Below are 11,385 nucleotides of genomic sequence, written 5' to 3' on the forward strand. Positions count from 1 at the left end.
GCGGGAGCTCAGCCCATGCGTCCGCGGCGGTCGTCGTCGCCGGGACGGGTCGCGAGGAATCGTTCGAGCTCGGCGGCCAGTTCGTCCGCACTCGGGAGGTCGCCCGTGTGAATGATCGGGGTCGCCTGCGTGGAGCCCGCCATATAGGCGTCGTACCGCTCCTCGAGACCCTGCAGCATCCGGGTGAGCTCGTCGCTGCCCTCAACCTGCTCGGCGACCTTGCTCACGAACTCCCGGTTCTCTTCGCGCAGCACCTCGCCCGAGAAGACCAGACCCGTCGCGACGGTCAAGCTGTCGAGTGCGGCGAGAGTGGCCGCCGGGTACTCGGTGTCGCCGAGATAGTGAGGGACGAGCAGAGCGAATCCGGCCACCTTGGCCCCGGCTTCGGCGAACCGGTATTCGAGGAGGTGACCGACCGTCGAGGGCACGTGGGTGTGCGGACGCCAGACCGAGTGGGCCTCGGCGAGGTCGGCGCGGGTACCGCTGACGGTCGTGCCGATCGGCCGCGTGTGGGGCACGGGCATGGGGATCGCGTGCACCCAGGTGACCGACGACACCTGCAGGCCGGCGCTGAGTTCGAGGACGCTCTCCACGAAGGCCTCCCAGAGGAAGTCCGGCTCGTATCCCGCCAGTAGGAGGAACGGGTGGCCGAGCGAGTCGTGGGCGAGCGACAGCTCGAGACGCGGCGGGCGGTAGTCGGTGAGGTGATCCTCGACGAACGTGATGAGCGGTCGCCGCGCGCGGTAGTCGAGCAGCGTGTCGTTGTCGAAGACGACGACGGGGTGGGGCTCGAGGTCGTCGCGGAAGTACTCCACCAGGCGGGCCACGGCGCCCCCGGCGTCGGTGAACCCGGTCAGCGCGATGACGAGCGGGAGCCCGGACGGCACCGGCGGCGCGGCGGGAGCGCGGTCGTACAGCGGCGCGGGATACGGCATACGTCCACTCTACGAGCCGCTCCGGACACGGCGGCGGCGGAGCGTCCCGCTTCTAGCGAACACCCGCGAACCTAGGATGGAAGCTATGCCTTTCCCCTCCGTGACGCACACCGATGTCTCCGTCCTCGACTCCGACGCCGACGCGATCCTCCTCGTGGTCGCGAAGTCCGGCGGGACCGCGCCCGATCCGCAGGGCTGGGACGGCCTCAACGCCTCGCTCGAGTCGGTGGGTTTCTCCGGTGCCTCCGGTTCGTTCCAGCGCGTGCACGTTCCCGGCGTCACCCGCCCTGTCGCCGTCGTCGGCGCCGGGCCCGCCCCGGATGCCGCCGCGCTGCGCGACGCGGTCGGGACGGGACTGCGTCAGTTGACCGGCTTCGAGCACGTCGCGGTGCAGTCGCTCGTCGACACGACCTGGGCGCCGCTGGCAGAGGGCGCCGCGCTCGGCGGCTATCGCTTCGCCGGCTACAAGAGCGAGACGCCCAAGCCCCGCGCCTCGCGTGTGACGATCCACACCGCCGAAGCGCCCACGGATGCCGAGCAGAAGGCGGTCGCGGCCGTCGCCGGCGCCGTCGCGCTCGTAAAGGACCTCGTGACCGCCCCTGCCGAGTGGCTGGGACCCGCCGACTTCGCCGACGCGGCGGTGGCGGCCGTCGACGGTCTTCCGGTGAAGGTCGAGGTGCTCGACGAGTACGCCCTCACGGAGGGCGGCTACGGAGGAATCCTCGGTGTCGGCCAGGGATCGGACCGTCCTCCCCGCCTGGTCCACCTCGAATACTCCCCCACCGAAGCCGGGCGCCACGTCGCTCTGGTCGGCAAGGGCATCACCTTCGACACCGGTGGCTTGTCGTTGAAGCCCGCGGCATCCATGGTCGGCATGAAGTACGACATGTGCGGCGCGGCGACGGTGCTCGCCGTCCTCCGAGCTGCCGCCGAGATGGCGTTGCCGGTCCGCGTGAGCGCGTGGCTGTGTATCGCGGACAACATGCCCTCCGGGCGTGCGACGCGCCCGGGAGACGTCTTGCGCATGCTCGACGGGAGCACCGTCGAGGTGCTCAACACCGACGCGGAGGGACGACTCGTCCTCGCGGACGGCCTCGTCGCCGCGAGCCGGGAGAACCCCGACCTCATCGTCGACGTCGCGACCCTCACCGGCGCGATCACGGTTGCGTTGGGCAACCGCCACACCGGTGTCATGGGTGAGGACGAGGCGGTAGCCGAGTATCTCGCCGCGGCGGGTCGGGTGGCCGAACTCGCCTGGCAGCTCCCGCTTCCCGACCATATGGTCGACGAACTGGACTCCCCCATCGCCGATCTCCAGAACGCGAAGATCGGCGATCCCGCGGGTGGGTCGCTCTTCGCCGCTCTCTTCCTCCGGCACTTCGTCGGACGGGTGTCGGATGACGCCGACGCCCCTCGCATCCCCTGGGTGCATCTCGACATCGCGGGCGTCGGCATGAACAAGGCAGCGCCGTACGGCTTCACCGACAAGGGCGTGACCGGAGCGACGGTGCGATCCCTGATCGAGCTGATCGCGGCCGGGAGCGTGCGGTGACCGAATACACCGCCGATGTCGTCGTGCTCGGCGGCGGGAGCGGTGGCTACGCCGCTGCGCTGCGCCTCGCCGAGCTGGGGAAGGACGTCGTCCTCGTCGAGAAGGACAAGCTCGGCGGCACGTGCCTGCACCGTGGTTGCATCCCCACCAAGGCCCTCCTCCACGCCGCTGAGGTCGCCGACGCGGCCCGGAGCGCCGGCGATATCGGCGTGCAGGCGTCGTTTGACGGGATCGACCCGGCACGGGTTCGGGCGTATCGCGAGGGGATCGTCGCCAAGAAGTTCAAGGGCCTCGAGGGCCTGATCTCCGCACGTGGTATCCGCGTCGTCCCCGGTGAGGGCGCTCTGGAGGCCGGTCCCGCGGTGCGCGTGGGTCAAGACGTCTATCGCGGATCCGACGTGATCCTCGCGACCGGTTCGTACAGCCGTACGCTCCCCGGACTCGAGATCGGCGGGCGTGTCCTCACCAGCGAGCACGCACTGGATCTCGACGTCGTGCCCGAGCGTGTCGTCGTGCTCGGCGGTGGCGTGATCGGCGTGGAGTTCGCCAGCGTCTGGCGTTCGTTCGGCGTGGAGGTCACGATCGTCGAGGCCCTGCCGCACCTGTTGCCGGCCGAGGATGCCTCGTCCAGCAAGGCCCTCGAGCGCGCGTTCCGCAAGCGTGGCATTTCCTGCCAGCTGGGCCGGCGTTTCTCGTCGATCGCCCAGTCCGAGACCGCGGTCACCGTCGTCCTGGACGATGGCACGAACCTGGATGCCGACTACGTGCTCGTTGCGGTCGGTCGAGGTCCCGCCACTGCGGGTATGGGGTTCGAGGAGGCCGGCGTCCGGCTCGACCGCGGATTCGTTCAGACCGACGAGCTTCTGCGCACGACGGTCCCCCATGTGTGGGCGGTCGGCGACATCGTGCCGGGGCTGCAGTTGGCCCACCGCGGATTCCAGCAGGGCATCTTCGTGGCCGAGCAGATCGCAGGCCTGTCGCCGGTGCCCGTGCCCGACACCGACGTGCCCCGCGTCGCGTACTCGCATCCCGAGGTCGCCTCGGTCGGCTTGACCGAGGCCCAGGCGCAGGAACGTTTCGGCGCCGACGCCGTCCGCGCGTACGAATACAACCTCGCGGGCAATGGACGCAGCGAGATCATCGGAACGGCGGGCATCGTCAAGATCGTCCGCCGTGTCGACGGTCCCGTCGTCGGCGCCCATCTCGTGGGCGACCGGGTCGGCGAACTCATCACCGAGGCGCAGCTCGCGGTCGGATGGGAAGCCCACCCCGAGGACATCGCCCCGTTCGTCCACGCCCACCCCACTCAGAGCGAAGCACTGGGCGAGGCCTTCCTCGCCCTGGCGGGCAAGCCGCTGCACGCACTCTGATCCCCCAGCCGTCACTAAGCTAGACACCGCATCCGGTACGAAGGAGACATATCCATGAGCACTTCCGTCGTCCTCCCCGCTCTCGGCGAGAGCGTGACCGAGGGAACGGTCACCCGCTGGCTCAAGCAGGTCGGTGACACCGTCCAGGAGGACGAAGGTCTCTTGGAGATCTCGACCGACAAGGTCGACACCGAGATTCCCTCGCCCGTCTCGGGCGTGATCGAGGAGATCCTCGTCCAGGAGGACGAGACCGTTGAGGTCGGCGCCATCCTGGCCAAGATCGGCGACGGCTCCGGTGCCGCCTCGTCCGACGACGCCCCCGAGGCGGCGCCCGCAGAGGACGCCGCGGAGGCCGCCCCGGCGCCCGCTGAGCCCGCGGCCGCAGAAGAAGCGCCTGCGGAGGAGGCTCCCGCCGAGCAGCCAGCCCCGGCCCCCGCCCCCTCCGGCGACTCCACCGAGGTCAAGCTGCCCGAGTTGGGCGAGAGCGTCACCGAGGGCACGATCACTCGCTGGCTGAAGGCGGTCGGCGACGATGTGGCAGTGGACGAACCGCTCCTCGAGATCTCCACCGACAAGGTCGACACCGAGATCCCGTCCCCGGTGGCCGGCACGCTGCAGGAGATCCTGGTTCAGGAGGACGAGACCGTCGCGGTGGGTTCGGCCCTCGCCCGCATCGGCAGCGGCGCAGCCGCTCCTGCGGAGGCGCAGCCCGCGCCGGCGATCGAAGACAAGCCGATGCAGCAGCCGCAGCCGAACGAGGTGCAGGAGGCACCCGCGCCCGCGGCCGAGAAGCCCGCCGAGCAGCCCGCGCCCGCTGCGGAGAAGCCGGCCGCGCCGGAGGAGAAGCCCGCCGCGCCTGCTGCACCGGCTGCTGCGCCCGCGTCCAGTGGTGACGAGGTCACCTACGTCACGCCGCTCGTGCGTCGCCTTGCTCAGCAGCAGGGTGTCGACCTCTCGACGGTGACCGGCAGCGGTGTCGGTGGTCGTATCCGCAAGGAAGACGTGCTCAAGGCGGCCGAGGCGGCCAAGGCTGCCCCCGCTGCCGCGGCTGCCCCGGCGCAGACCACTGCCGCGGCCGCTCCGATCGAGGTTTCGCCGCTGCGCGGCACCACGCAGAAGATGTCCCGTCTGCGGAAGGTCATCGCCGAGCGGGCCGTGGCGTCGATGCAGGCGACGGCGCAGCTCACGACCGTGGTCGAGGTGGACGTCACCAAGGTGGCGGCGCTGCGCGACCGCGTGAAGGGCGAGTTCCAGCAGAAGACGGGCGACAAGCTGTCGTTCCTTCCCTTCTTCGCTCTCGCCGCGGTGGAGGCGCTGAAGACCTACCCGATCATCAACTCGACGGTCGAGGGCGACGAGATCGTCTACCCCGCCCACGAGAACGTCTCCATCGCCGTCGACACCGAGCGCGGCCTCCTCACCCCGGTCGTCAAGGACGCCGGCGAGAAGAACATCGCTCAGCTCGCGCGCGAGATCGCCGACCTGGCTGCCCGCACGCGCGACAACAAGCTCAAGCCGGACGAGCTCGCCGGCGGCACGTTCACGCTGACCAACACGGGATCGCGCGGCGCGCTGTTCGACACTCCGATCGTCTTCCTCCCGCAGTCGGCCATCCTCGGCCTGGGCGCGGTCGTGAAGAAGCCCGGTGTGGTCTCGGTCGACGGCAAGGATGCGATCTCGGTCCGTTCCTACGTCTATCTCGCGCTGTCGTACGACCACCGCATCATCGACGGCGCCGACGCTGCTCGGTTCCTCGGTGCCGTGAAGGCCCGTCTCGAGGCGGCGCAGTTCGAGGGAGACCTCGGGATCTGACCGACCCGACTCCCGGCTCATGATGGCTGGTCCGCGACGTCTCTGACGGAGCGGACCAGCCATCGGTCTTCATCGCGGACGAGTGTGACGTACTGGGCGTGGTCGCCGGCGGTGAGGCGCACGACCACGAGACCTCCGAGATCGTCGATCATCGCGAGGTCGGAGGTAGCCGGATCCAGGGGCCGGGGCTCGTCCGGCTCGGCGGGAGACTCCCGGAGGGCGGAAGCGCACGCGTCGTCGTCGCACGTCGCGACGGCGGTCAGAACCGCGGCGACGGCCGCCGCTACGTCATCGGGCGACGGGGTTCGCGCTGGCGGTGAGGACGTCGACTCTGCGTCTGCCCGCTGCGCGGCGACGCCGTCCGGCTTCGCGCCGTCTGATGCATGTGTCGCCGGCGCCGCCACCGACGGCGTTTCGCTGCTGCTCGCGGCCGGTGTCGAACGTGAACGAGCCGGCAGAGTCTCCCCGTTCGCATCGGGAGCCGCCGATGGCGGCGCGATCGACAGCGCGGCGGTCGCGACGACCGCCGCCACCCCTACCCCGGTGAGCACGACGCGCGGCCTGAGACGGCGGGCGAGGGTCCGTAAGCGGTCGATGCGCGGCGCGCCCTGGGCGTCCAGAGGGTCTTCGCGCTGTGTCGACGGCGCTTCGGGGACCACAGGCGTCAGCGGCCCGAGCACGAGCGGGCGTGGATCAACCACCGCGAGCAGACGTCGCTCGAGCCGGGCCCACACCGGGGGCGGGTCGGTGAGAACGCCGTCGTGGAGGCGCGCGAAGCCGGGCCGGACGTCGGCGTCGACGAGAGACACCAGGTCGTCGAGGACGGCTGCGGTCACGGTGAGCACGTCCGGGCCGCGAGGGTCTTCGCAGAGCACCGGCCGGCCCTCCGCAGTGAGCCGCCACTGCGCTCCGACTGCTCTCGACGGTGCGTCCGCGCACCCGCGTACGACCGCGATGGCCAGTGTGGCCGCTTCGCCGGCCGTCAGAGGAACGCCGCTGCGCCGTCGCCGGTGCAGGTGACCTGCGACGCTGTCGATCGTCGTGTCGAAGGGGCTCGAGTGCATTCCCCGATGCTCGCGCGCTGTAGGGACCGCCCGAGGGGATCCGAGCCGCTGACGGGGATGGACTCGCGATCGGCGCCGATGGGGAGGAGGCGTGCCAGGGGCGAAGATAGAATCGTTCCCATGGCCGCTCGCACCTCCACCCCCGAGAAGCGTCCGGGATTCTTCTCCCAGCTTCGCACCCTGTACACCTTCACGCAGAAGGAGTACCGCTGGCTCCCCTTCGCCCTGGCCGGCATCGTGCTCGCGGGCATCGGCCTGGGCGTCGTCGTCGGGTTCCTGATCCCTCCGGTCGCCGCCTGGAGCGTCATCCTCTGGGGTGTGACGGGTCTGCTCGCCGGCATCCTGGTCGCGATGATCATGATGACGCGTCTCTCCACACGCGCGATGTACCGGAAGATCGACGGGATGCCGGGAGCCACCGGCCACGTGCTCTCGTCGTCGCTCGGGCGGAACTGGCAGGCCTCTGAGACCCCGATCGGCGTCAACCCGCGCACGCAGGAGGCCGTCTACCGGGCCATCGGCCGCGGCGGTGTGGTCCTGATCGGCGAGGGTTCGCGCACACGCCTGTCGCGGCTCATCAACGAAGAGCGTGCCCGCGTGCAGCGCGTGGCCGCCGGTGCGCCCGTCACGGTGCTCTACGTCGGCCACGGTGATGACGAGGTGCAGATCAAGGACCTGGCGTCCGCGATCAAGGCTCTTCCGAAAAAGGTCGATCGCACGACGCAGGCCGCCATCATCAAGCGCGTGTCGTCGGTCTCGCAGGGGCTGTCGTCCTTGCCGATCCCGAAGGGCGTCGACCCGACGAAGATGCGCGCTCCGCGTCCGCGCTGATCATGACGAACGGCCCCGCTCCTGCGGGGCCGTCTCGTTTGTCAGCTTCGGACCAGGACCGTGCCGACGGCTTTGTCGTGCAGACCCCGCTGGTCGGCATCCCACACGACGGCCGGAATGATGAGCCCCAGCAGCACCGTGCGCACGATCGGGCGCCAGATCCCCACCCATCCCCCGGATGCCAGTTCCAGCCGCATCCCGAGGAGCCGGTGACCGGGGCTTCCCCCGATCAGCGGAATGAAGACGATCTGAACGAGGAAGAAAATGAGGTTCGTCGCGACAGGATTGGCGAACGGCACGCCGGTCACCGGGTCGGGGGACGAGAAGAAGGCGAACCCGATCAGGCCGGCGCACGCGACGTCGACCAGGAGGGCCGCGATGCGTCGTCCGGGTCGCGCGATGGAGCCGCGACCCTCGCGGGGAAGGCCGAGCCGCTGGCCCGGGTAGTCGTTGTCGGCGGGGGCGGTCACCTCTTCAGCGTAATCGGGCCCGCGTAACACGCCCGAAACATCCGAGATATCGCCGAGACACTGGTTCTGGATAGGGTCGAGGAGGCCGGGCGAGGCCCGCCGATCCCGAATGTTCTACCTCTGGAGTCTTCATGTTCAAAGATTCGTCCGAGGTGCTGAAGTTCATCCAGGACGAGGACGTCAAGTTCCTCGACATCCGTTTCACGGACCTTCCTGGCGTGCAGCAGCACTTCAACATTCCCGCCTCGACCGTCGACGAAGAGTTCTTCACCGTCGGACAGCTGTTCGATGGCTCGTCGATCCGCGGGTTCGCGAACATCCACGAGTCGGACATGCAGCTCATCCCCGACGTGACGACGGCGTACCTCGACCCGTTCCGCGAGGCGAAGACGCTCATCATGGTCTTCGACATCTACAACCCGCGCAACGGTGAGATCTACTCGAAGGACCCGCGTCAGGTTGCCAAGAAGGCGGAGAAGTACCTCGCCTCCACGGGCATCGCCGACACCGCGTACTTCGCCCCCGAGGCCGAGTTCTACATCTTCGACGACGTCCGCTACGAGGTGAAGCAGAACGCGAGCTTCTACTCGGTGGACTCGGAGGAGGGCGCCTGGAACACCGGTCGTGTCGAAGAGGGCGGAAACCTCGCCAACAAGACCCCCTACAAGGGTGGATACTTCCCCGTCTCCCCCGTCGACAAGCAGGCCGACCTGCGTGACGACATCAGCCTGAAGCTGATCGAGGCGGGCCTCATCCTCGAGCGTGCGCACCACGAGGTGGGCACCGGTGGTCAGGCGGAGATCAACTACCGTTTCGACACCATGGTGCACGCGGCCGACGACATCCTGAAGTTCAAGTACATCGTCAAGAACACCGCCCTCGAGTGGGGCAAGGTCGCCACCTTCATGCCGAAGCCCCTCTTCGGCGACAACGGCTCGGGTATGCACACCCACCAGTCGCTGTGGAACGACGGCAAGCCGCTGTTCTACGACGAGACCGGCTACGGCGGGCTCTCCGACATCGCGCGCTGGTACATCGGTGGCATCCTGGCCCACGCCCCCGCCGTCCTCGCCTTCACCAACCCGACGCTCAACAGCTACCACCGCCTGGTGAAGGGCTTCGAGGCTCCGGTCAACCTGGTGTACTCGGCCGGTAACCGCTCCGCGGCCATCCGTATCCCGATCACGGGCACGAACCCCAAGGCCAAGCGCATCGAGTTCCGTGCTCCGGATGCCTCGGGCAACCCGTACCTCGCCTTCGCGGCGCAGCTGATGGCCGGCATCGACGGCATCAAGAACCGCATCGAGCCGCACGAGCCGGTCGACAAGGACCTCTACGAGCTCCCCGCCGAAGAGGCCAAGGGGATCCCGCAGGTTCCGAACTCGCTGCTCGACTCGCTCGAGGCGCTCCGCGCCGACCACGAGTTCCTGCTCGCCGGCGGCGTCTTCACGGAGGAGCTCATCGAGACGTGGATCGAGTACAAGATCGAGAACGAGATCCAGCCGATCGCCCAGCGGCCGCACCCCTTCGAGTACGAGCTGTACTTCGGGGTCTGATTCCGAGGGGTCTTAGGGACCGCACTCCCGGTTTCCGAGGCCAGCAATTTACTGAGCCCCAGGCGGCAGTTGCCGTCTGGGGCTCAGTCTATCTCTGGACGTTTACGGACGGCTACGGGCAGTAAACGGACAGGTTTTCGGACGGGACGGACGACCGCTTCTGCGGTGCCGTCAGCGGCCGCGGCGCGGCCAGGTTGACCGACAATCAAGCCGCGTCGTGTGACGATGCGGTCACACCGCATTGACCCACGGCCCGTCCGGTCGACGGCGCCGTTACCTGTTCACTGACGTGACCGGGTCCGTAGTCACGCCCGATAGCCGATCACCGTGGTCATGCCGGTTTCTGCGTGGTAGATGTTGTGGCAGTGGGCGACCCAGAGGCCGGGGTTGTCGGCGTCGAAGTCGACGGTGAGGGTCTGTTTCGGCAGGATGATCGAGGTGTCCTTCCGGGGGCCGCCGTCTTGATGCTGGTAGGTGTGACCGTGCAGATGGAAGGGATGCCACATCGTCGTCTGGTTGTCGATTGTGAGCCGGACACGCTCCCCCTGCCGGATCTCATGTGCGCCTCGGAGCGGGTCCCTCATGTCGAAGCGGCGGCCATCGACGCCCCAGTCGTAGGCGGCCATGCTTCCGGTGAGCGCGATGGAGATCTGCCGATCGGGCCCCCTTGTCGGCAGCGTTACCTCACCGGCTGCCCTGAGTAGGTCTGCGGTACCGACGCGGTCGCTGTCCAGTTCCGGGACGCTTACGTCGACTGCAGGCACCGAGCCGTCGCCGGTACGGACGAGCGCGAAGCCGCGGTCGCGCTTGCCTTCGGCTTGCGCGATCAGGGGGAAGACGCCATCTGCAAAGGTGATGACCGCGTCGTAGCGCTCTCCCATGCCGATGAGGATGCTGTCGACTTCGGTCGGAGTGACGGGAAACCCATCCGTGTGAGTGATCGTGAGCGTGTGTCCGCCGACTACGACGCGGAATGCGGTGTCGCTACCGGCGTTGATGATCCGAAGCCGAATCCGCTGACCAGGCGAGGCAGTGAACTGGGCGGGGTCCCCAGCCGGTTTCCCGTTGATGAGGTAGGTCGGGTAGTAGACGTCACCGGCGTCGCCGCCGAGTAGGTCGGACGTGGCGCCCATGAGCGTGTTGCCCATGCGCATGAACATATCGCCTGTCATCGTTCCCATCCCCCGGCTCAACTCGGCGAGGACCTCGTCGGGAGTAGCGGTAACGCCGTCGAGCCAGTCGTCGAGGATGATGACCCATTCGTCGTCGTAATCTCCGGCCTCGGCAGGATCCTCGACGATCAGTGCTCCGTAGGGGCCGCGGTCCAGCTGCACCCCGACGTGAGGGTGGAACCAGTAAGTTCCAGGGTCGGAGGCGATGAACTCATAGTCGAAGCTCTCGTCGGGCCGAATGGGCTGCTGGGTGACTGGCGGTACGCCGTCCATGTCGTTGCGCAGTGCTAGCCCGTGCCAGTGCACGGAGGTGTCGGTGTCCAGCTGGTTGCGCACGGTCGCTTTCAGCGTGTCTCCAGCGCCGAGACGGATCACGGGGGCCGGGATCGAACCGAACGCCCAGGTGGCTGCGGTGCCACCGGGTCGAAGGTGTTCTGCGGATCATCGACGTGGACGCGCGGATCTCGCAGCACCTCGTCGAACAGCTGCTTCCACGCGGCGGCATGGATGGCGGCGGTGTTCGTCACGACGCCGTCCAGGTCGAAGAGGACTGCGTCGTAGGTGGTGTCAAGACGATGAGTCCTCTGCGCCTGCGATCGCCGATCGGCCCTCATCGTGACGCA

10 protein-coding genes are annotated in these 11,385 nt (G+C 68.5%); 5 read left to right on the forward strand and 5 right to left on the reverse strand.

The window, feature by feature from the left end; all coding sequences use genetic code 11:
• Positions 1-8: 8 nt before the first annotated feature.
• A complete protein-coding gene (locus tag LL239_RS07655; protein ID WP_228162862.1) occupies positions 9-935 on the reverse strand; it encodes a proteasome assembly chaperone family protein in 927 nt (308 codons plus the stop codon).
• A gap of 85 nt (positions 936-1,020) precedes the next feature.
• On the opposite strand from LL239_RS07655, the gene LL239_RS07660 reads away from it, so the two are divergent.
• From LL239_RS07660 to sucB, 3 genes are read left to right on the forward strand one after another with little or no spacing between them, the layout of a single operon-like run.
• Positions 1,021-2,487, forward strand: a complete 1,467-nt coding sequence (locus LL239_RS07660) for a leucyl aminopeptidase (protein ID WP_228162863.1) — start codon at positions 1,021-1,023, stop codon at positions 2,485-2,487.
• A complete protein-coding gene (lpdA, locus tag LL239_RS07665; protein ID WP_228162864.1) occupies positions 2,484-3,857 on the forward strand; it encodes a dihydrolipoyl dehydrogenase in 1,374 nt (457 codons plus the stop codon). The genes LL239_RS07660 and lpdA overlap by 4 nt, the downstream gene beginning before the upstream one ends.
• Positions 3,858-3,911: 54 nt before the next feature.
• Complete coding sequence (gene sucB / locus LL239_RS07670; RefSeq protein WP_228162865.1) at positions 3,912-5,669, forward strand: 2-oxoglutarate dehydrogenase, E2 component, dihydrolipoamide succinyltransferase; 1,758 nt, start codon at positions 3,912-3,914, stop codon at positions 5,667-5,669.
• A gap of 17 nt (positions 5,670-5,686) precedes the next feature.
• On the opposite strand, the gene LL239_RS07675 is transcribed toward sucB, so the two are convergent.
• On the reverse strand, positions 5,687-6,733 hold the full coding sequence (locus tag LL239_RS07675; RefSeq protein WP_228162866.1) for a hypothetical protein: 1,047 nt from the start codon (positions 6,731-6,733) through the stop codon (positions 5,687-5,689).
• A gap of 120 nt (positions 6,734-6,853) precedes the next feature.
• Here LL239_RS07675 and LL239_RS07680 point away from each other — a divergent pair, with 120 nt between their 5' ends.
• Entirely contained in the window at positions 6,854-7,564 is a 711-nt protein-coding gene (locus tag LL239_RS07680; RefSeq protein ID WP_228162867.1) for a DUF4191 domain-containing protein, read from the forward strand.
• A 41-nt stretch (positions 7,565-7,605) separates the two neighbouring features.
• Here LL239_RS07680 and LL239_RS07685 read toward each other — a convergent pair whose 3' ends face one another.
• Complete coding sequence (locus LL239_RS07685) at positions 7,606-8,034, reverse strand: RDD family protein (protein ID WP_228162868.1); 429 nt, start codon at positions 8,032-8,034, stop codon at positions 7,606-7,608.
• A 131-nt stretch (positions 8,035-8,165) separates the two neighbouring features.
• Here LL239_RS07685 and glnA point away from each other — a divergent pair, with 131 nt between their 5' ends.
• Positions 8,166-9,590, forward strand: a complete 1,425-nt coding sequence (gene glnA, locus LL239_RS07690; RefSeq protein WP_228162869.1) for a type I glutamate--ammonia ligase — start codon at positions 8,166-8,168, stop codon at positions 9,588-9,590.
• 305 nt (positions 9,591-9,895) lie between these two features.
• Here glnA and LL239_RS07695 read toward each other — a convergent pair whose 3' ends face one another.
• On the reverse strand, positions 9,896-11,137 hold the full coding sequence (locus LL239_RS07695) for a multicopper oxidase family protein (protein ID WP_308218568.1): 1,242 nt from the start codon (positions 11,135-11,137) through the stop codon (positions 9,896-9,898).
• Positions 11,134-11,376 carry a hypothetical protein gene (locus tag LL239_RS07700; protein ID WP_228162870.1) on the reverse strand — a complete coding sequence of 81 codons (243 nt, stop codon included), beginning with the start codon at positions 11,374-11,376 and terminating at the stop codon, positions 11,134-11,136. The genes LL239_RS07695 and LL239_RS07700 overlap by 4 nt, the downstream gene beginning before the upstream one ends.
• Between the last annotated feature and the right edge of the window lie 9 nt (positions 11,377-11,385).

Source organism: Microbacterium testaceum, from assembly GCF_020781835.1.
Classification (GTDB): Bacteria; Actinomycetota; Actinomycetes; order Actinomycetales; family Microbacteriaceae; genus Microbacterium; species Microbacterium testaceum_H.

Bases quoted from the DNA above. Each gene is read 5' to 3' on its own strand.
- LL239_RS07655 (WP_228162862.1), bottom strand. From the start codon at position 935: ATGCCGTATCCCGCGCCGCTGTACGACCGCGCTCCCGCCGCGCCGCCG.
- LL239_RS07660 (WP_228162863.1), top strand. From the start codon at position 1,021: ATGCCTTTCCCCTCCGTGACGCACACCGATGTCTCCGTCCTCGACTCC.
- sucB (WP_228162865.1), top strand. From the start codon at position 3,912: ATGAGCACTTCCGTCGTCCTCCCCGCTCTCGGCGAGAGCGTGACCGAG.
- LL239_RS07675 (WP_228162866.1), bottom strand. From the start codon at position 6,733: ATGCACTCGAGCCCCTTCGACACGACGATCGACAGCGTCGCAGGTCAC.
- LL239_RS07680 (WP_228162867.1), top strand. From the start codon at position 6,854: ATGGCCGCTCGCACCTCCACCCCCGAGAAGCGTCCGGGATTCTTCTCC.
- glnA (WP_228162869.1), top strand. From the start codon at position 8,166: ATGTTCAAAGATTCGTCCGAGGTGCTGAAGTTCATCCAGGACGAGGAC.
- LL239_RS07700 (WP_228162870.1), bottom strand. From the start codon at position 11,376: ATGAGGGCCGATCGGCGATCGCAGGCGCAGAGGACTCATCGTCTTGAC.